Origin of the sequence: Saccharopolyspora flava (genome assembly GCF_900116135.1) — a bacterium.
Taxonomy (GTDB): Bacteria; Actinomycetota; Actinomycetes; order Mycobacteriales; family Pseudonocardiaceae; genus Saccharopolyspora; species Saccharopolyspora flava.
The window spans coordinates 139268-158395 of record NZ_FOZX01000012.1 but is presented as its reverse complement, the minus strand read 5'-3'; the positions used below and the strand labels follow the sequence as shown (position 1 = coordinate 158395).

General features: G+C 71.4%; 22 protein-coding genes and 2 rRNA genes. 14 read left to right on the top strand and 10 right to left on the bottom strand.

The genetic code is table 11. From position 1 onward, the window contains the following. Positions 1-87, top strand: a 23S ribosomal RNA gene (locus BM424_RS25840); the annotation flags it as partial. Positions 88-214: 127 nt separating this feature from the next. Beyond that, a 5S ribosomal RNA gene (rrf, locus tag BM424_RS25835) occupies positions 215-331 on the top strand. A 111-nt stretch (positions 332-442) separates the two neighbouring features. Here rrf and BM424_RS25830 read toward each other — a convergent pair. Continuing rightward, positions 443-1204, bottom strand: a complete 762-nt coding sequence (locus BM424_RS25830) for a TrmH family RNA methyltransferase (protein ID WP_093423152.1) — start codon at positions 1202-1204, stop codon at positions 443-445. 81 nt (positions 1205-1285) lie between these two features. Between BM424_RS25830 and BM424_RS25825 the strand changes: the two genes are divergently transcribed. Both BM424_RS25825 and BM424_RS25820 read left to right on the top strand, forming a co-directional pair. Next, the gene (locus BM424_RS25825) at positions 1286-2722 is read left to right on the top strand and encodes a WS/DGAT/MGAT family O-acyltransferase (protein ID WP_093423150.1); all 1437 of its coding nucleotides are present in this window, start codon (positions 1286-1288) and stop codon (positions 2720-2722) included. Further along, positions 2719-3216: a DUF6912 family protein gene (locus BM424_RS25820; RefSeq protein WP_093423148.1), complete on the top strand. Its 498-nt coding sequence runs from the start codon at positions 2719-2721 to the stop codon at positions 3214-3216. The genes BM424_RS25825 and BM424_RS25820 overlap by 4 nt, the downstream gene beginning before the upstream one ends. 4 nt (positions 3217-3220) lie before the next feature. On the opposite strand, the gene BM424_RS25815 is transcribed toward BM424_RS25820, so the two are convergent. The 3 genes from BM424_RS25815 to aroA all read right to left on the bottom strand — a co-directional run bounded on the left by BM424_RS25815 (position 3221) and on the right by aroA (position 6494). Next, positions 3221-4078 carry an SCO4651 family lipoprotein gene (locus BM424_RS25815; RefSeq protein WP_093423146.1) on the bottom strand — a complete coding sequence of 286 codons (858 nt, stop codon included), beginning with the start codon at positions 4076-4078 and terminating at the stop codon, positions 3221-3223. Between the two features lie 123 nt (positions 4079-4201). Next, a complete protein-coding gene (gene rsgA, locus BM424_RS25810; protein WP_093423143.1) occupies positions 4202-5209 on the bottom strand; it encodes a ribosome small subunit-dependent GTPase A in 1008 nt (335 codons plus the stop codon). 16 nt (positions 5210-5225) lie between these two features. Then, positions 5226-6494, bottom strand: coding sequence for a 3-phosphoshikimate 1-carboxyvinyltransferase (gene aroA, locus BM424_RS25805; RefSeq protein WP_093423140.1), 1269 nt, complete (start codon positions 6492-6494; stop codon positions 5226-5228). Between the two features lie 128 nt (positions 6495-6622). Between aroA and BM424_RS25800 the strand changes: the two genes are divergently transcribed. The 3 genes from BM424_RS25800 to BM424_RS25790 are packed head-to-tail and all read left to right on the top strand — an operon-like array spanning position 6623 to position 8735. Beyond that, positions 6623-7378 (top strand): SOS response-associated peptidase, encoded by a 756-nt coding sequence (locus BM424_RS25800; protein WP_093423209.1) that lies wholly within the window; start codon positions 6623-6625, stop codon positions 7376-7378. A 32-nt stretch (positions 7379-7410) separates the two neighbouring features. After that, entirely contained in the window at positions 7411-8127 is a 717-nt protein-coding gene (locus BM424_RS25795; RefSeq protein WP_093423137.1) for an SOS response-associated peptidase, read from the top strand. Next, positions 8124-8735: an alpha/beta hydrolase family protein gene (locus tag BM424_RS25790; RefSeq protein ID WP_093423135.1), complete on the top strand. Its 612-nt coding sequence runs from the start codon at positions 8124-8126 to the stop codon at positions 8733-8735. Before BM424_RS25795 ends, BM424_RS25790 begins: the two co-directional genes overlap by 4 nt. Before the next feature lie 283 nt (positions 8736-9018). Here BM424_RS25790 and ybaK read toward each other — a convergent pair whose 3' ends face one another. After that, positions 9019-9495 carry a Cys-tRNA(Pro) deacylase gene (ybaK, locus tag BM424_RS25785; RefSeq protein WP_093423132.1) on the bottom strand — a complete coding sequence of 159 codons (477 nt, stop codon included), beginning with the start codon at positions 9493-9495 and terminating at the stop codon, positions 9019-9021. Positions 9496-9834: 339 nt separating this feature from the next. Between ybaK and BM424_RS25780 the strand changes: the two genes are divergently transcribed. Beyond that, complete coding sequence (locus BM424_RS25780) at positions 9835-10431, top strand: sigma-70 family RNA polymerase sigma factor (RefSeq protein WP_281248804.1); 597 nt, start codon at positions 9835-9837, stop codon at positions 10429-10431. Further along, on the top strand, positions 10428-10760 hold the full coding sequence (rsrA, locus tag BM424_RS25775; protein WP_093423127.1) for a mycothiol system anti-sigma-R factor: 333 nt from the start codon (positions 10428-10430) through the stop codon (positions 10758-10760). The genes BM424_RS25780 and rsrA overlap by 4 nt, the downstream gene beginning before the upstream one ends. Here rsrA and BM424_RS25770 read toward each other — a convergent pair whose 3' ends face one another. From BM424_RS25770 to BM424_RS25760, 3 genes are all read right to left on the bottom strand, one after another. Beyond that, positions 10761-11396, bottom strand: a complete 636-nt coding sequence (locus tag BM424_RS25770; RefSeq protein ID WP_093423206.1) for a response regulator — start codon at positions 11394-11396, stop codon at positions 10761-10763. A gap of 59 nt (positions 11397-11455) precedes the next feature. Beyond that, on the bottom strand, positions 11456-11944 hold the full coding sequence (locus tag BM424_RS25765; protein ID WP_093423124.1) for a DoxX family protein: 489 nt from the start codon (positions 11942-11944) through the stop codon (positions 11456-11458). A 75-nt stretch (positions 11945-12019) separates the two neighbouring features. Beyond that, a complete protein-coding gene (locus tag BM424_RS25760) occupies positions 12020-12634 on the bottom strand; it encodes a macro domain-containing protein (RefSeq protein ID WP_093423122.1) in 615 nt (204 codons plus the stop codon). 174 nt (positions 12635-12808) lie between these two features. On the opposite strand from BM424_RS25760, the gene pheA reads away from it, so the two are divergent. Further along, positions 12809-13732 (top strand): prephenate dehydratase, encoded by a 924-nt coding sequence (gene pheA / locus BM424_RS25755; protein WP_093423119.1) that lies wholly within the window; start codon positions 12809-12811, stop codon positions 13730-13732. After that, entirely contained in the window at positions 13729-14379 is a 651-nt protein-coding gene (locus tag BM424_RS25750; RefSeq protein ID WP_245776127.1) for a histidine phosphatase family protein, read from the top strand. The genes pheA and BM424_RS25750 overlap by 4 nt, the downstream gene beginning before the upstream one ends. 15 nt (positions 14380-14394) lie before the next feature. Here BM424_RS25750 and BM424_RS25745 read toward each other — a convergent pair whose 3' ends face one another. Both BM424_RS25745 and BM424_RS25740 read right to left on the bottom strand, forming a co-directional pair. Further along, positions 14395-14745 (bottom strand): metallopeptidase family protein, encoded by a 351-nt coding sequence (locus tag BM424_RS25745; protein ID WP_093423117.1) that lies wholly within the window; start codon positions 14743-14745, stop codon positions 14395-14397. Between the two features lies 1 nt (position 14746). Continuing rightward, positions 14747-15748 (bottom strand): septum formation family protein, encoded by a 1002-nt coding sequence (locus BM424_RS25740; RefSeq protein ID WP_093423114.1) that lies wholly within the window; start codon positions 15746-15748, stop codon positions 14747-14749. Positions 15749-15893: 145 nt separating this feature from the next. On the opposite strand from BM424_RS25740, the gene BM424_RS25735 reads away from it, so the two are divergent. The 3 genes from BM424_RS25735 (at position 15894) to serS (ending at position 19072) form a co-directional block, all read left to right on the top strand. Beyond that, a complete protein-coding gene (locus BM424_RS25735; protein ID WP_245776126.1) occupies positions 15894-16544 on the top strand; it encodes a hypothetical protein in 651 nt (216 codons plus the stop codon). A gap of 4 nt (positions 16545-16548) precedes the next feature. Beyond that, positions 16549-17712: a glutathionylspermidine synthase family protein gene (locus BM424_RS25730; protein WP_093423109.1), complete on the top strand. Its 1164-nt coding sequence runs from the start codon at positions 16549-16551 to the stop codon at positions 17710-17712. Positions 17713-17809: 97 nt separating this feature from the next. Continuing rightward, entirely contained in the window at positions 17810-19072 is a 1263-nt protein-coding gene (gene serS, locus BM424_RS25725) for a serine--tRNA ligase (RefSeq protein ID WP_093423106.1), read from the top strand. Positions 19073-19128: the final 56 nt, after the last annotated feature.

The window sequence follows — 19128 nt, the reverse complement described above, 5'->3', positions numbered from 1 at the left end:
CGGTAGATGACCGGGTTGACAGGCCGGATGTGGAAGCGCAGTAATGTGTGGAGCTGACCGGTGCTGATAGGCCGAGGACTTGCTCACGAAGGTGTTACGCACCCACTATACGATGTCTGAGACAACAACCTATGGGTTGTTGATTCCAGAATATTGTGTGTCAACGCAGTTGGCGCCCTTTGGTTTTTCCCGCGGGTTCGTGGGAACGAGGGTTGTCGGTGGCGATGGCGGGGAGGGTCCGCCCGGTCCCATTCCGAACCCGGTAGCTAAGCTCCCCAGCGCTGATGGTACTGCACTCGCTAGGGTGTGGGAGAGTAAGACACCGCCGACACATTCCTTGAGACGGGGCCGGTAGAAGGCAACTTCTACCGGCCCTGCTTTTTGCGTTTTCAGGGAGAAGAAAAGGCCCGGGCCGACGGAGGTCGACCCGGGCACGTCGGGATCAGGCCAGGCTGCGGCGGCGCAGTTCGAAGCAGAGCACGGCGGCGGCGCTGGCGACGTTGAGGGATTCGACGTCCCCGGCCATCGGGATCGACAGCGGCTGCGCGATGCGCTCCTCCACCTCGGTGGACAGGCCGGCGGTCTCGCTGCCGAGGACGAACACGGCGCGGTCCCCGAACTCGGTGTCGTAGAGGCTGTGCTCGGCGTCGGCGTCGAGGGCGTACAGCGGATACCCGGCCTCGGTGAGGAGTTCGGCGGCCTCGGCGGCGGTGCGGCTGCGCAGCACGGGTGCGTGGAAGGCGACTCCGGCGGAGGCCTTGATGACCAGCGGGTCCAGTCCGGCGACGCCGCGGTGCGGGACGACGATCCCGTCGATGCCCGCGGCGGTCGCGGTGCGCAGGATCATGCCGACGTTGGCGGGCGTGGTCAGCCCGTCGAGCAGCAGGACGGTGCGCGGGGCGGTGGCCGGGTCGGCGAGGGCGTCGACGAGCGGACGCATCCGGCGGGCGACGACGTCGGCGACGACTCCCTGGTCGTGCCTGCCGTTGCCGGCGAGGACCTTCACCCGGTGGGCGCTGGCGCGCTGCACCTTCACCGCGCGGTCGGCGGCCGCCTCCTCGATCTCCGAGATGGCCCCACCGCGGAGCCCTTCGGCGACGATCACCTTGTCGACCCGCAGGTCGTAGTCGGCCAACGCCTCCAGCACGGGCTTGCGGCCGTAGACGGTGACGAATCGGTCCTTCGGGGAAACTTCGCTGGTCACACCAGCAAGTGTCACATGCCCGGGTCAGGGCTCGGCGGGTGAACCCCTCGGGCCGGGCGTCATGTGTGCCAGGATCTCGGCATGCCCGATCGTCTCTCCGCCGTCGACGCCTCGTTCCTCTACGTGGAGGACTACACGACGCCGATGCACGTCGGTGGTGTCGCCGTGTTCCGGCGGCCGCGAAGCGATTTCGACTACGAGCACCTGCTGTCGATGATCGACCGCAGGCTCGGTCTGGTGCCGCGCTACCGGCAGCGGGTGATGGAGGTGCCGGGCAGCCTCGCGCGGCCGGTGTGGGTTGACGACCAGGACTTCGACCTCACTTACCACGTGCGCCGGTCGGCGCTGCCGAAACCGGGCAACGACGATCAGCTGCACGACCTGGTGGCGCGGCTGATGTCGCGCAAGCTCGACCACACCCGCCCGCTGTGGGAGCTGTACCTGGTGGAGGGCCTGTCGCGGAACCGGCTCGCGATCATCACCAAGACCCACCAGGCGATGATCGACGGGATCGGTGCGATCGACATCGGCCAGGTCATCTTCGACGTGCGGCGGAATCGCGAGATCGAGGACCCGGACGCGCTGTGGATGCCGCGGCCGGCTCCGACGGTCACGCAGCTGCTGGTGGAGGCCGCCACCGACGCGGTGCAGCGGCCCGGCGAGGTCGTGGAGAACGTGCGGGCGGCGATGGTCGACGCCTCGGCGACGGTGCAGAAGGTGAGCCGCGCGCTCGGGGGCGTGGCCTCCGCGGTGCGGGCGGCGGTGGTGCCCGCACCCAGCGGTCCGCTGAACGCGCCGACGTCGACGCAGCGCCGGTTCGCGGTGGCCAAGGCGAAGCTGGACGATCTCCGCGCGGTGCGGCGGGCGCACGGCAGCACCGTCAATGACGTGGTGCTCGCGGTGGTCGCGGGCGCGTTGCGGAACTGGTTGCTCTCGCGCGGCGAGGTGGTCACACCGTCGACGACGCTGCGGGCGATGGTGCCGGTGTCGGTGCGGTCCGACGACGCCGAGGCGGACGCGGCCTACCAGGACACGGCGAGCCTGCCGGTCGGTTCGGCGGGCAACAAGGTGTCGGCCTACCTGGTGGATCTGCCGGTCGGCGAGGGCAATCCGACGATGCGGTTGCACCAGGTCAGCCACGCCATGCGGGCGCACTCCGAGTCGGGGCAGTCGGTGGCGGCGGACGCCCTGGTGAAGGTCAGCGGTTTCGCGCCGCCGACGTTGCACGCGCTGGGTGCCCGGGTCGCCAACCAGTTCTCGGATCGGTTGTTCAACGTGCTGGTCACCAACGTGCCGGGCCCGCAGGTGCCGCTGTACGCGGCGGGGGCGAGGATGATGGAGATGTTCCCGGTGGTGCCGCTGGCCAAGAACCAGTCGCTGTCGGTCGGGGTGACCTCGTACAACGGCGCGCTGTACTTCGGCCTGAACGCGGATCGGGACGCGATGCCCGACGTCGGCGTGCTGGCGGCGATGATCGGTGAAGCAGTAGACGAGATGATCGGGACGGTCGACGCATGAGGATTTACCTGCCCGCCACGCTGCCGATGCTGCAGCAGCTGGTGGCGGACAAGCAGCTGCAGCCGCTCGGTGGGACGGCTTTCGCGTTGACTCCGGCGCTGCGCGAGTCCTACGCCACCGGCGACACCGAGGAGTTGGAGTACGCGGCGATGCGGGAGGCCGCTCGCGCGTCGCTGCGGCTCCTGGCCGCCGACGAGGACGGCAAGATCGAGCAGCGCCGCGTGGTGATCTCCGCGGACGTGGACGACGTGACGTTGCGGCCGGACCTGGACCACGCGGTGGTGAAGGTGTCCGGGCCGGTGAGCTGGAAGCAGCTCGCCGCGGTGCACGTGGACACCGGTGAGGCGGAGGACGCGGTGCGGGCGGCGGTCGAGGTCATCGACGCCGCCGACCTGGGCGACCCGGACGCGGAGTTCGCGCTCGGCGAGGCCGAGGACCACGAGCTCGCCTGGTACGCCCCGCAGGAGGTGCCGTTCCTGCTGGAGCTGATGTAGCAGCTCAGCGGGGCGGTTGCGCCATCGGCGGGAGACCGTCGAGGACGCCGACCTGCTCGGCCGGGGGCAGCGGGATGTCGACCGGGCTGCCCCAGTCGCGGTAGGTGGAGGTCAGCGAGACCTCGCCGGCCTGCGCGACCTTGGTGGTGGCGGCGAACTTGGCGGGCAGCCCCTGGTCGTCGAGCCAGAGCTGGAAGCCGAGTTCCCGCTCGCCGTCGTCGGCGGCCTGCTGGAAGCGCTCGCGCTGCTGCTCGTCGGGCGCGATCTCGGCGGCCTGGTCGGTGCGGATGCGCAGGTCGTAGCGGGTGGTGGGGCGGCCGTCGACGGTGTCGGGGGCGGTGCCCTGGATGCGGGTGGCCGCTTCGACGCCGCTGAACGTGGCGCGCGGGTCGACGGATTCGTGCAGCTGGTCCAGGGCCGGGCTGAGCAGCTTGGACCCGAAGTCCGAGCCGTCCTGGGAGATCTTCAGCCACCGCTTGTTCGCGTCCGGCCGGGCCAGCGGGGTGTTCAGGTAGCCGGTGCTGTTCACGATGGACACCGCGAGCTCGTCGGTGCGCGTGTTGCGGGTCTTGCCGTCGAGCGCGAGGTCGGCCTGCGGGCCGCGGTAGCGGACGACTCCGTCGGCGTGCAGCTGCCCGACGATGCCGAGGCTGCCGGTCATGGTGGCGTGCGCGCTACCGGTGCTGTTGATCTTGCCGATGGTGTCGGCGAGCAGCGGCTCGGCGGCCGGGCGCGGATCGGGGCGCGCGGCGGCGCGGGGCACGGCCGCGTGCGGCTGGGGCTCGCTGGTGCAGGCGCCGAGTGCGGCGGTCAGGGCGAGACCGGCGGACAACACCGCAGTCCTGGTGCGGGCTCGGGGCATCGGGACGCGCTCCTCCGGCGGGTGGCGGGACGGCTCGGATTTCGCTGGCCAACGCTAGCAACGAAGCGGGAAACCCACCGGGGACGCGCGTCCCCGTTCGGGGGAAGCGCCGAGATCACCGGATCAGGACTCGTCCAGGCCCGCGCGGGAGCGCAGGAGCCGGCGCAGCGAGGTGAGCTGCTCGGTGCTGCCGCCTTCGTCGGCCGCGTAGGTGTCGAGGTAGCAGTCCGGGTCGTCGGTTCCGCCGAGGTGTCCGCAGTTCGGCGGGCACTCCTCGGCGGCCTCGGCGAATCCCTCGAACGGGGCGATCACGTCGTCGGCGGTGACGTGGGCGAGCCCGAACGAGCGGATGCCGGGCGTGTCGACGACCCAGCCGCCGCCGGGCAGCGCGAGGGCGACGGCCGAGGTGGAGGTGTGCCGGCCCTTCCCGACGCCGCTGACCTCCCCGGTCGCGCGTTCGGCGTCCGGGACGAGCTGGTTGACCAGGGTGGACTTGCCGACGCCGGAGTGGCCGACGAGCGCGGAGACCCGGCCGGACAGCAGCTCCCGCAGCTCGTCGGGCTGCTCGCCGAGGCGGGTGATGGTGATCGGCATGTCCAGCGAGGAGTAGCTGGCGATCCACTCGCCGGGGTCGGCGAGGTCGGCCTTGGTCAGGCACAGCACCGGTGAGAGGCCGCCCGCGTAGGCGGCGACCAGGCAGCGGTCGATGAAGCCGGGGCGCGGTGGCGGGTCGGCGAGGGCGGTGACGATGATCAGCCGTTCGGCGTTGGCGACGACGACCCGCTCGTAGGGGTCGGTGTCGTCGGCGGTGCGGCGCAGCACGCTGGAGCGGTCGGCGACGCGGACGATGCGCGCGAGCGTGTCGGGCTTGCCGGAGATGTCGCCGACCACGCCCACCAGGTCGCCGACGACGACGGGAGTGCGGCCGAGCTCGCGGGCGCGCATGGCGGTGACGACGCGGTCCGGGTCGCCGTCGAGGGCGACGGTCCAGCGGCCGCGGTCGACGGCGATGACCATCGCCTCGGCGGCGTCGGCGTGCTTGGGGCGCTGCTTGCTGCGCGGCCTGCTGCCGCGTCCGGGCCGCACCCGCACGTCGGATTCGTCGAGGTTGCGCCACCCGCGCTTGCTCATCTGCCGGCTCCCGGGGTCACGCGGTCTCCTCCAGCATCGCGGCCCACATCCCGGGGAAGTCGGGGATGGTCTTGCCGGTGGTGGCGATGTCCTCGACGACGACGCCCGGGACCTTGAGGCCGAGGATGGCGCCCGCGGTGGCCATCCGGTGGTCGGCGTAGGAGTGCCACTCGGCGCCGGACATCGGCGCGGGGTCGATGATCAGGCCGTCCTCGGTCTGGCCGACCTGCGTGCCGAGCTTGTTGAGCTCGGTCTCCAGGGCGGCGAGCCGGTCGGTCTCGTGCCCGCGCAGGTGGGCGATGCCGCGCAGCCGCGACCGCCCGGAGGCCAGGGCGGCGAGGGCGGCGACGGTGGGGGTGAGTTCGCCGACGGCGCGCAGGTCGATGTCGACGGGTTCGAGCTCGTCGGGTCCGGTGACGGTCAGGCCGTCGTCGTCGAGGCGGACATCGGCGCCCATCCGGGCGAGGATGTCGCGGATCGCGTCGCCGGGCTGGGTGGTGCGGGCGGGCCAGCCGGGGACGGTGACCGTGCCGCCGGTGACCGCGGCCGCGGCCAGGAACGGGGTGGCGTTCGACAGGTCGGGTTCGACGTCGCAGTTCAGCGCGCGGATCGGGCCGGGTTCGACGCGCCAGGCGTTGCGCTGCGAGCGCTCGGCGGCGACGCCGGCGTCGCGCAGCATCTCGACGGTCATGTCGATGTGCGGCAGCGACGGCACGGGCGGTCCGGAGTGGCGGACGGTCACGCCCTGCTCGAAGCGCGGCGCGGACAGCAGCAGTCCGGAGACGAACTGGGAGGACGCCGAGGCGTCGATGGTGACGACGCCGCCGGTCAGCGCACCGGTGCCGTGGACCTCGAACGGCAGGGCGCTGCCGGTGATGTCGGCGCCGAGGTCGCGCAGCGCGTCGAGGACGGTGCCCAGCGGTCGCTTGCGGGCTTGCGGGTCGCCGTCGAAGGCGATCCGGCCGACGGCGAGCGCGGCCACCGGCGGCACGAAGCGCATCACGGTGCCGGCCAGCCCGCAGTCGACCTCGGCGGGTCCGCGCAGGTCAGCGGGGGTGACCTGCCAGGAACCGTCCGGTCCGTCGGTGATCGTGGCGCCCAGCGAGCGCAGTGCGGCGGCCATCAGCTCGGTGTCCCGGCTGCGCAGCGGGGCGCGAAGCGTCGACGGTCCGTCGGCGAGCGCGGCGAGCACCAGCGCCCGGTTGGTGATCGATTTCGAACCGGGCAGCGGGACCGTCGCGCGCACGGTGCCGGTGGCGACGGGAGCGGGCCAGAGCTGGGTCATGGGCCAATGATCCCGCACTCCACCCGGTGGTTTCAGCGCCGGGGCGGTCGGGACGCTCGCCCGGGGCGAAGCGGACTGCGAGGATGAAGTGGACTCGCACCTCGTCTCGCGGGAGGGTGGAGAAGCGGATGTGCGGCAGATACGCCTCCAGCAAGGATCCGGGCAAGCTCGCGGCGGAGTTCGCGGCCCTGGACGCCACCGGTGGTGCGGCGCCGGGCGCCGACTTCAACGTCGCCCCGACCAAGCGGGTGCTGACGGTGGTGCAGCGGCATCCGCAGGACGAGACGGGGCAGGCCGATCTGGAGCGCACCGAGCGCTCAATCCGGGTGATGCGCTGGGGGCTGGTGCCGTTCTGGGCGAAGGACAAGTCCATCGGCAGCCGGATGATCAACGCCAAGTCGGAGACGGTGACCGGCAAGCCCGCGTTCCGCAGCTCGATCAAGCGCTACCGCTGCCTGGTCCCGGCCGACGGCTGGTACGAGTGGAAGCGCGAGGGCGGGCGCAAGCAGCCGTTCTTCATGACGCCGCCGGACGGGTCGAGCCTGGCGATGGCCGGGATCTACTCGACGTGGCGGGAGAACGACGAGGCCGAGCCGCTGGTGACCTGCTCGGTGCTGACCGCGGCGGCGGTCGGGCAGCTGACCGAGGTGCACGACCGGATGCCGCTGCTGCTGGAGCCCTCGGCGTGGGAGCACTGGCTGGACCCGGATCAGCCGGACGTGTCGGACCTGCTGGCGCCGCCGTCGCTGGAGGTGGCCGAGTCGCTGGAGGTCAGGCCGGTGTCAACGGCGGTGAACAACGTCCGCAACAACGGTGCGGAACTGCTCGATCGCGTGTCTCTCGACGCCTCCGGGGAGGCGGTAGGTTTGGACCCTCGTACGTAGGCAGTGGTTCTCCGAGTCGAGGTGAGAGCGGGATGTGTGGTCGGTACGCCGTGCGGCAGGACCCGGCGGCGTTGGCCGAGGAGTTCGACGCGGTGGATCGCACCGGGGGTGCGACCGGTGCGGACTTCAACATCACGCCGACCAAGACCGTGCCGATCGTGGTGCAGCGGGGTGCCGAGCGCAGCGTCCGGCCGGTCCGCTGGGGTTTGGTGCCGACCTGGGCGAAGGAGGCCGACGGCGGCCCGCCGATGATCAACGCCCGGGCGGAGACGATCACCAGCAAGCCCGCCTACGCCGAGTCGGCGCGGCGTCGCCGCTGCCTGATGCCGGCGACCGGCTGGTACGAGTGGAAGCCCGGTGATCAGCGCCGCCAGCCGTACCTGTGCCGCCGCCGGGACGGCCGGAGCATGGCGATGGCCGCGGTGTTCTCCGCGTGGTGGGATCCGAATTCGGCGGCGGAACCGCTGGTGACGTGCGCTGTGGTGACCACCGACGCGGTCGGCGAGCTCGCCGACGTGCACCACCGGATGCCGCTGGTGCTGCCCGAGGACCGCTGGGCGGACTGGCTGGACCCGACGCGAAGCGAGATCGACGAGTTGCTGCGCCCCGAGCCGGGTGTGCTCGGTGAGCTGGCGCTCCACACGGTGTCGACCGAGGTGAACAGCATGCGCAACAACCATCCTGACCTGATGGAACCCGCCGAACCGGTGCCCGCGCCGGCCGAGCAAGTGGCGTTGTTCGAGTCATGACCAGCATCGAGGTCGAGACCCCGCACGGCCCGGCCCGGGCCGAGCTGCACTGCGCCGAGGAGGGCCGGGCCGCGCTGCTGCTCGGGCACGGCGCGGGCGGTGGCGTGCACGCGCCGGACCTGGTGGCGGCGACGCGCGCGGCGACCGATGCCGGGGTGCACGTGGCGCTGGTCGAGCAGCCGTACCGGGTGGCGGGCCGCAAGGCTCCCGCCCCCGCCAAGCAGCTGGACGCGGCGTGGCTGGCGGTGGTGGAGGATCTCGGCGAGCGCTGGTTCGCCGACCTGCCGCTGATCTTCGGCGGCCGGTCCTCCGGTGCGCGGGTGGCCTGCCGCACGGCCGAGGCGGGGGAGGCGGAGGCGGTGCTGTGCCTGGCGTTCCCGCTGCACCCGCCGGGCAAGCCGGAGAAGTCGCGCGCGGCCGAGATCGACGCGGTCGAGACCCCGGTGCTGGTGGTGCAGGGCGAGCGGGACGCGTTCGGGCGTCCGGAGCCGGCGCTCCACCGCGAGGTGGTGCTGGTGGCCGGTGATCACTCGCTCAAGGCGGATGTGGACGCCGTGCACCGGGCGACGTCGGAGTGGCTGGCGAAGGTGCTGCGGCTGCTCGACTGATCGCCCGCCCGGGTGGCGTCGCCGGGTGGGCGATCGTGCTTTCGACTGGTCGTCGCCGGGGCCGTGCGCCTCGATCACCATTTGAAATTCCGCGCATTGCCTCCGCGCTCCGCGAGCCAGCAGGATCTCCACGGCGTTGGGCCCCGAGCGGTCTTCACCCGGGCGGGACGATTCCCCCGATCCTGCCCGGCGCGGGGTGCGGCTGTTGCGCGGCAGCCTCACCGAGCGCCGAGGGGAGCGGCCTGCGGGTCGCTCCCCTCGGCTACATCACGGGCGCCGAGGTTCATCCGGCGATGTCGGCGAACGTCGCTCCCAGCAGGTCGGCGAGGTCCCGGGGCGCGAGTTCGATCTCCAGGCCCCTGCGGCCGGCGCTGCAGTAGATGGTGTCGAAGGTCCGGGCCGAGGCGTCGATGACGACCGGGAGGCGCTTCTTCTGGCCGAGCGGGGAGATGCCGCCCGCGACGTAGCCGGTGGCGCGCTCGGCGGCGGCGACCTCGGCCATCTTGGCCTTCTTGCCGCCCGCGGCGGCGGCCAGCGCCTTGAGGTCGAGCTGGCCGGTGACCGGAACCACACCCACGGTGAGTGAGCCGTCGACGTCCGCCACGAGCGTCTTGAACACTCGATCGGGTGAGGCGTCGAGCGCTTCGGCCGCTTCGAGGCCGAACGACTCGGCCCGCGGGTCGTGGTCGTAGGCGTGCACGCGGTGGGTGACGCCCTTCTTGCTCAACAGCGCGGTCGCTGGAGTTCCCTTGCCTGCCACGCACGTCACCTTAGAGCCCGGAATAGCGCCTCCGGAGCCCGTGTTGAACCCAGCGTGACGATGGATTCGACGAACACCTGCGTGCTGGACCGCCCACCGCGCACGCCGCTGTTGCCGACCGGTAATAGCAGGACAGCGCGGGTATCCTCGAACACGGACCATGCGAAGGAGTGCATGGGTTCGTCGTCTGCCGCCACCAAGCCCGGGCGGCGGGAAAGGAGCCTGGTGCCTGGCACCCCAAAGGACTCTGTGAACACCGCGGACTCCACCACCACCGCGAACCGCGACGTGACCCCGGAGCAGGGCGTCCCGGCGCAGGACGAGGCCGGTCAGGACGTCGTGGAGGAGACGGACGAGCAGCGCGCGGCCCGCTTCGAGCGGGACGCCATGCCGCTGCTGGACCAGCTCTACGGCGCCGCGCTGCGGATGACCCGCAACGCGCAGGACGCCGAGGACCTCGTGCAGGAGACCTATCTGAAGGCCTTCTCGGCGTTCAAGTCCTTCACCCAGGGCACGAACCTGAAGGCCTGGCTGTACCGGATCCTCACCAACACCTACATCAACGGCTACCGCAAGCGGCAGCGCCAGCCGCAGCAGCAGCCGACCGATGAGATCGCCGACTGGCAGCTCGCTCAGGCCGAGAACCACACCTCGACCGGGCTGCGCTCCGCCGAGGTCGAGGCGCTGGACCGGCTGCCCGACACCGACGTGAAGGCCGCGCTGCAGCTGCTGGCCGAGGAGTTCCGCATGGTCGTGTACCTCGCGGACGTCGAAGGTTTCGCATACAAGGAGATCGCCGAGATCATGGGCACCCCCATCGGCACCGTGATGTCGAGGCTGCACCGTGGTCGCAGGCAGCTGCGTGAGATGCTCACCGACGTCGCCCGTGATCGAGGCTTCTTGCGGGAGACCCAGCAGGAGGTGAGCACTTCATGAATTGCGGTGAGCCGGACGAGGCCTCCTGCCAGGACGCGCTCGCCGAGGTGTGGCTGTTCCTGGACAACGAGTGCGACCCCGCGCGGCGCGAAGCCGTGCAGAAGCACCTCGACGGTTGCGGGACGTGCCTGGAGCACTTCGGCATCGAGGAGCACCTGAAGGCGCTGCTGCAGCGCAAGTGCAGCGGCGAGCACGCGCCGACCGAGCTCAAGGATCGGCTGCGCTCCTCCATCCGCGAAGCGGTCCTGAGCAAGGCCGAGATCACCGTCGAACACGGCCCGGAAGGAACCTCAGTAGAGGTCCGCACCAAGAAGACGGCTGCGGAGTAGTCACTTCTCGCGGCGGGCGACCCAGGCCGCGGCTTGGGTCCGCCGCTCCATGCCGAGCTTGGCCAGCACCGAGGTCACGTAGTTCTTGACGGTCTTCTCGGCGAGGAACAGGCGCTCGGCGATCTGCCGGTTCGTCAGGCCCTCGCCGATCAGCTCGAGGACCTTGCGCTCGCGCTCGGTGAGCGCGGCCAGCTCGTCGGGTTCCGGGCTGCTGGACTGGCGCAGGTGCGCCAGCACGCGCCCGGTGGTGACCGGGTCCAGCAGCGACCGGCCGGCCGCGACCTCGCGGACCGCGTTGACCAGGTCCTGCCCCCGCACCTGCTTGAGCAGGTAGCCGGACGCGCCCGCGTTGATCGCGCCGACCAGGGCCTGCTCGTCGTCGAAGGCCGTCAGGACCAGGCAGTACGGCGCGTCGGGCAGGGCGCGCAGCTTGCGGCACAGCTCCAGGCCGTCGCCGTCGGGCAGGCGCATGTCGATGACCGCGACGTCCGGGGAGACGGCCTGCGCGCGCGCCAGCGCCTCGCCGACGCCGCCGGCCTCGGCGACGATCTCGACGTCGGATTCGGTGTCCAGCAGGTCGCGCAGACCGCGGCGGACCACCTCGTGGTCATCGACCAACAGCACTCTGACTGCCACGACGACCACGCTAGTGGTCGGCGCGGACACCGCGCGCAGCGGTGCCCGCCCGGGGTGACCTACTTCTTGCTCTTGTTCTTCTTGGCGGTCTTCTTCGCCTTGCGGGCGCTCTTGCGGGCCCGGTAGCCGACGCTGGGCTTGCCGCCGGTGTCGACCGAGGCGAGCAGCACGCCGCCGAGCAGGCCGAGGTTCTTCAGGAAGTGGATCTGCTGCTCACCGCGCTGCTGCGGGTCCTCGTGCTCCCAGAAGCGGTGCGCGGCCAGCGTCGTCGGCACGATGCTGCCCGCCAGCAGCAGCGACGCCAGCCGGGGGAACTTGCCCAGCGCCAGCATCGCGCCCGCGCCGATCTTCACGCCGGCGTCGATGCGCACCAGCGTCTCGGGATCGGTCGGCACCTGGTCGGGCAGGGCGCCCTGGACCGGTCCGGTGACCGCGTCCAGCACCGGAGCGGCGGCCTTGGCGTGGTTCGACGTGTCCCGGAGGGCGCCGATGCCGCCCCAGATGAAGATCGAAGCGAGCATCGGACGCGCCAAACGGCGAATCAGCATCGGGAGAACCTCCTGACGTGGGTAGTCCGTGCCCGACGGTACTGATTCGCACCTGCGCCCGCCTGGCAGCGGATCTCAGTGCAGATCGACCTGGGCGAAGACCTCGTCCCAGGCCGCGGCGACCTGGCGGGCGCACAGCTCCGGGGCGGCGCCGCCGATCCCGGTGCCGAGGCCGGGCATGGCGATGGAGTGCACGACGCGGTGGACCGGGGCGCCGTTGTCGAGGACCGCGCTGGCCCACAACCGCAGCACGGCGCGGGCGGCGAGGTAGGGGTGGACGGTGTCGGCGGGCAGCGACTCGCCGGGCTCGCGCATGGTGGGCGCGCTGATCAGCCAGATCGGGTTGGGCACGCCGGTGGGGACCAGCAGCGCTTCACCGACCGGCAGCTCGCCGCCGTGGTAGGCGAGGACGGCGCTGCGCACCTGCTCCTCGACGTCCGGGAAGGCGCGGGCGTACACCGCGTCGATGCCGCCGCGCATCCAGCCGTAGGAGTTGGCCGGGCTGACGACGGCGTCCACGCGCACGTCGAGCACCGAGCCTTGATGAACGGACATGCCGGGCCGGCTCTCCGCGATCTCCTCCCAGGCCGCGGCCAGCGGCTCGTCCAACGCGCACAGGACGAGCTGCAGCTCCGGCTCCGCTCCTTCTGCCGATGAGCGCCCCGAATCTGCGGTCACGCCACACAGCATCGCAGGAATGCACCGCGTAGTGGCATTGGGTAGGTCACATCTGCGGCGACGTGGCGTTTAGCCGGATCGCTGCTCGCGCGAACGGTCACGGAGCGTGGAAACCGCGGCGGGGTCGGTGAAAACCGTTCACGTGGCCCGGGGCGGCCGGGTTCACCCGGCCCGTAATCTGGGCGCGTGCCCGACATCGCCTATCTCGGCCCGCCCGGAACCTTCACCGAGCAGGCGACGCGCCTGCTGACCAACGACTTCGACGCCGCACTCGTGCCCTGCGACACCGTTCCGGTGGCCCTGGCCGCGGTGCGATCGGGGGAGGTGCTGGCGGCTGGCGTCCCGGTGGAGAACTCCGTGGAGGGCTCGGTGCCGGCGACCCTGGACGCGCTGACGGTCGACGAACCGCTGGTGGCGGTCCGGGAGGCCGTGATCCCGGTGCAGTTCGACGTGCTGGCCCGGCCGGGCGTGACGCTGGAGCGGGTCGAGACCGTGGCCAGCCACCCGCACGCGCTGGCGCAGGTGCGCGGCTGGATGGGCGAGCACCTGCCGAAGGCCGACGTCCGGGCGGTCAGCTCGACGGCCGCCGCTGCCGCCGCCGTGGCCGACGGCGATTTCGACGCGGCGATCTCGGCCCCGGTGGCCGGGGAGCACTACCCGTCGCTGGAGCGGCTGGCGACCGGCATCGCCGACGTCCGCGACGCGGTCACCCGGTTCCTGCTGGTCCGCAAGCCGGGCGCGCTGCCCGAGCCGACCGGCGCGGACCGGACGTCGATCTGCGCGGTGATCAGCCACGAGGTCGGCACGCTGGCGGACATGCTGGCGGAGCTGTCGTTGCGCGGGATCAACCTGAGCCGGATCGAGTCGCGGCCGGTCAAGGACAGCTTCGGGCACTACCGGTTCTTCCTGGACTTCGACGGGCACGTGGCCGACGCGCGGATCGGCGAGGCTCTGGCCGCGCTGCAGCGGCGCTGCGACTCGGTGCGGTTCCTGGGCTCGTACCCGAAGGCGGACCGGGCGGTCGCGCCGGTGCGGACGGGGTCGTCGGAGCAGGCGTTCCGGGAGTCCGCGGAGTGGTTGGCCGCGGTGCGCGAGGGGAGGTTGGCGTGAGCGAGCTGGCGTTGCCGGCGGCGCCCGGTGTGCGGTTGGTGCTGGCCCGGCACGGGCAGACCCCGGCGAACGTGGCCAAGCTGCTCGACACGGTGCCGCCCGGTCCGGGGCTGACCGAGCTGGGGCGGCAGCAGGCCGAGGAGCTGGCGGAGCGGCTGGCGGCCCGCGAGGAGAAGATCGTCGCGGTGCGGGCGAGCCACGCGCTGCGCGCGCAGCAGACCGCCGAGCCCGTCGGGCGGCGCCTGGGGCTCCCGGTGCGGCCGGTCGAGGGCACGCACGAGGTGTTCGTCGGTGAGCTGGAGGGCCTGGGCGGTCCGGAGGTCCTGGGGGTCTTCGACGACGTCTACGCCGCGTGGCACGCCGGTGACCTGGACGCGCGGATGCCGGGTGGTGGCGAGTCCGGGCGGGAGGCGATCGCCCGCTTCGTCGCCGGTGCCCGCACCGCCCTGGAGGGCGTGTCGGAGGGCGCGGTGGTGCTGGTCAGCCACGGCGCGATGCTGCGCCTGGTCGCCGGGGTGCTGGTCGAGGAGATCACCGGCGCGGAGGCCGACGCCCTGCACCTGCCCAACACGGGCCTGATCGTCATCGAGTCCGACCCGTCCACCCGCACCGGCTGGCGCTGCCTCACCTGGGACGGCCTGCTCTAGCGCGGGAAGTGCTGCTCAGCCCCAGCCGAGTTGGTGGAGCTTGTCGTCGTCGATGCCGAAGTGGTGGGCGATCTCGTGGACGACGGTGATCGCGACCTCCTCGACGACTTCCTCCTCGTCCTCGCACATGGCCAGCAGCGGGTCGCGGAAGATCGTGATCGTGTCCGGCAGGACGCCGCTGTAGGTGTGGTCGCGCTCGGTCAGGGCGATGCCCTCGTAGAGGCCCAGCAGCTCCGGGTCCTCCGGGTGGGCGTCCTCCACCAGCACGACGACGTTGTTCATCGCGCTCGCGAACTCGGGCGGCAACCGGTCCAGGGCGTCGCCGACCAGCTCGTCGAAGCGGGCGCGGGTCATCTCCACCGGCATGTCAGCGCGGCTGCTCGGTGGCCGGGGCGCCGGGGGCGGTCGGCGTCGTGTGGTGGCCCGCCGGGGCCTTGCCGACCTGCACCTGGCCCTTGACGCCGCCGGTGACCGGGGCGAGGCCGCTGCCGTCGGGCAGCTGGGCGCTGAGCTTGCAGTTGACCTGCCGGGATCCCGCCGCCCAGCTCTGCTCGGTGAGGGTGTCCCAGTAGACGATCAGGCCCTTCTGCTTGGCGACGTCCGGTCCGCCCGCGTAGGCCGCGGTCATCTCCTCGCACTTGGTGGCCAGGAAGCCGTCCTGGTCGTTCTCCGGCGGGTAGTCGCCCTGGAACTGGTCGGCGAGGTTGACGATGCCGCTGAGCTCCACCGAGTGCGGCCGGGAGCAGTCGACCGGGTCCCAGACCTGGGTGCCGCTGATGCCCAGGCAGCGGCCCGCCGGGTAGACGTTCGACTGGTCGACCTTCGAGATCTCGCCGGTGATCGGGAACAGCTTCCCGGACGGTCCCGGCTGCTGCAGGCCGCAGTGCAGGGTGCGGTCGCCGTCGGCCCAGCCGTCCTGGCTGGGGGTGAAGGCGCCGATGGTGAAGCGGCCCTCCTCGTCGTAGCGGCCGCCCAGGTACTGGTCGGAGACCTGGAGGCAGCGCTGCTGCTTGATCTCCTGCCACTTCTGGGTGCTCGGGAACGGCGCCGACGGGCCGAACTCGCGCAGGTCGTACGGGCCGGTGACCTCGAACAGGTGCGGCTCGTTGCAGGTCACCTTGCGGATGTCGGCCGCGTCCGGCTCGGTCCAGTTCAGGCACTCACCGGCGCGGGTCTCGAAGACGACCTCGGGCGCGGGTGCCTCGCCGACGCCGGCGGGCCCGCTGGTCTTGCCGGACTCCATCGGCCAGTTCAGCAGGACGCTGACCGTGAGGATCAGCAGCGCGCCGATCGCCGCCGCGACCATCACCAGCTTGGCGTTGGGCGGCTTCTTCCGACCGGTTCCGGGGGTGCGTTCGGGCTGGACCATCGAACACATGATGCCTGGTGCGCGGGTGCGCTGCGTGCAGTCCGCGCCGGAAGCGGAGAGGAAAGGAACCCATTCGTTGCCGTGCGCGTCGTTTCTTTGAGTAGTGTGGCGGCCGGGAGTTGGGGCGATGACGGAGAACAAGCCAGTGTCTGACAACGGAAGACCTCAGGGGGACGACTCGTCCTCCGACGAACCGACCCAGCAGGTCCCCGCGGACGCTCAGGGCAGCATCCGCTACCAGGACCCGCAGAGCACGACGCCGCGCGAGCCCACGCTGGCCGAGCAGAAGGCCCGGCAGATGGCCGAGCAGCGTCGGGCCGACGCCGAGCGCGCCGAGCAGGCCGCCGCCGCGGCGAAGACGGCCAAGCGCCGGAAGATGATGATCGGCGGCGGTGCCACCGTCGGCGTCGTCGCGCTGGTGGCCGCGATGTACACGGCGTCCGAGGTCAGCGCCTCGGCGAACGCGTCGCAGCAGTTCTGTGCGTCCGACCAGGGTGGTCAGGCGGTCGCCGCGGAGCCGGAGAAGTGCGACGAGAACTACGTCCACAACCACGGCGGCTACATCGACCACAGCTCGGGCTTCATCTTCATGCCGATGTTCCTGGGCGGTCCGCCGGTGCCGCAGTACCGCTACGCCTACACCCCGGCGGGCACGGCTCCGCCGAGCGTCGGTTCGACCGTGTCCGGCTCGTCGTTCAACAAGCCGTCCGGTACGACGATCAAGGACACCAAGGGCTCGACCATCCAGCGGGGTGGGTTCGGGATCTCCAGCAAGTCCGGTAGCAGCGGGAGCTGAACGAGTGAAGCGCAAGACCGGGGCCCGGCGCCCGGACTGGCAGTCGAAGGTCGAAGAGCTCGGGCTCGTGTTCGGGACCCCGGCGCGCGCCGCCGACGGCAGCAACCGGCCCTACTGGGACGAGGCCGTGCACTACGAGTTCAGCCTCGACGAGGTCCTCTCGCTGGAGGCCGATGTCGAGCTGCTGCACTCGATGTGCCTGGACGCCGTGGACCACGTGGTCACCACCGAGCGGTACAAGGACTTCGGCATCCCGGAGTGGGTGTGGCCGCACATCGCCGAGTCGTGGCGGCGGCACGACCCGCACCTCTACGGGCGCTTCGACCTGCGCTACGACGGGTCGGGCCCGGCGAAGCTGCTGGAGTACAACGCCGACACGCCGACCTCGCTGCTGGAGGCGGCGGTCGTGCAGTGGCACTGGCTCACCGAGGTCCACGAGGGCGACGACCAGTGGAACTCCATCCACGAGAAGCTGGTGGAGCGCTGGGGCGAGATCAAGCCGCAGCTGGCCACCAACGAGGTGCACTTCACCTGGTCCGGCCAGGAGCACACCGGTGAGGACAACATCACCGCCGCCTACCTGCAGGAGACCGCCGCCGAGGCCGGGCTGAACACGGTGGGGCTGGCGATCGAGGAGATCGGCTGGGACAGCCTGCTGGAGCGCTTCGTCGATCTCGAAGAGGCGCCGATGAACTCCGTCGCCAAGATCTACCCGTGGGAGTGGATGGTCGACGACGAGTTCGGCAAGCACGCGGTGAACACGCTGCCCGCGACGCAGTGGGTCGAGCCGCTGTGGAAGATGCTGCTGTCGAACAAGGCGCTGCTGGCGATCCTGTGGGAGATGCACCCCGGTCACCCGAACCTGCTGCCGACCTACCTGGACCAGCCCGGGCTGCTCACCGAGTACGTGCGCAAGCCGCGGCTCGGCCGGGAGGGCAACAACATCACCATCGCCGCGCCCGGCTGGGAGACCGAGACGGGTGGTTTCTACGGCGAGGAGGGCTACGTCTACCAGGCCTTCGACCCGCTGCCCGAGTTCGACGGGATGCGCCCGGCGCTGGGCGCGTGGGTCGTCGGTGACGAGTCGGCGGGCCTGGGGATCCGGGAGACGGCCGGTCTGATCACCGATGACGGTGCGGCGTTCGTCCCGCACCGGATCCCGCAGTGATCCGCTGAGCCCGCGCGTGCCTGGGGAAACGGCGTCGCGCGGCGTGCGGGCACCCTGGGCACGGCGCGTTCCCCCGAGGCGACTACGCTGACCAGCTGTGATCGACCTGAAGACGCTACGCGATGATCCGGAAGCGGTGCGCGCGTCGCAGCGCGCACGTGGTGAGGACGCGTCCTTGGTGGACGCGCTGCTGTCCGCCGACGAGCGTCGCAGGTCCGCGGTGTCCCGGGCGGACAACCTGCGCGCCGAGCAGAAGCAGTTCGGCAAGCAGGTCGGCAAGGCGCAGGGCGAGGAGCGCGAGGCGCTGCTGGCCCGGGCCAAGGAGCTGGCCGCGCAGGTCAAGGAGGCCGAGGCCGAGCAGGCCGAGACCGACGCCGAGCTGCTGCGCCTGCAGAAGTCCGTGTCCAACGTCGTCGAGCCGGACGTGCCGCCGGGCGGCGAGGACGACTTCGCTGTGCTCAAGCACGTGGGTGTCCCGCCGGAGTTCGACTTCGACGTCAAGGACCACCTGGAGATCGGCAACGCGCTGGGCGCGTTCGACATGGAGCGCGGGGCGAAGGTCTCCGGCGCCCGCTTCTACTTCCTCACCGGCGTCGGCGCGCAGCTGGAGCTGGCGCTGCTGAACATGGCGGCCGCGCAGGCGACCGCCGCCGGGTTCACGCTGGTCGTGCCGCCGGTGCTGGTGCGTCCGGAGATCATGGACGGCACCGGGTTCCTCGGCGCCCACGCCAGCGAGGTGTACCGGCTGGAGGAGGACGACGCCTACCTGGTGGGAACCTCGGAGGTCCCGCTGGCCGGGTACCACTCGGGCGAGATCCTGGACTTCGGCGACGGTCCGGCGCGCTACGCGGGCTGGTCGACGTGCTTCCGCCGCGAGGCCGGCTCCTACGGCAAGGACACCCGCGGCATCATCCGGGTGCACCAGTTCAACAAGCTGGAGATGTTCGTCTACTGCCGGGAAGAGGACGCCCGCGACGAGCACCAGCGGCTGCTGGCCTGGGAGGAGGAGATGCTGGCCAAGATCGAGGTGCCCTACCGGGTGATCGACACGGCGGCCGGTGATCTCGGTTCCAGCGCGGCCCGCAAGTTCGACTGCGAGGCGTGGGTTCCCAGCCAGCAGACCTACCGCGAGCTGACCTCGACGTCGAACTGCACGACGTTCCAGGCGCGGCGGCTCAACACCCGCTACCGGGACGCCGACGGCAAGACCCGCTTCGCGGCGACCCTCAACGGCACGCTGGCGACGACGCGCTGGATCGTGGCGATCCTGGAGAACCACCAGCAGGCCGACGGTTCGGTGCGGGTCCCGGAGGTCATGCGCCCGTTCCTCGGCGGCCGCGAGCTCCTCGAACCGAAGTGAGTCCCGGGCCCGGAGTGACTCCTTGACCCGGAGTGACTCCCGACCCGAAGTGAGTT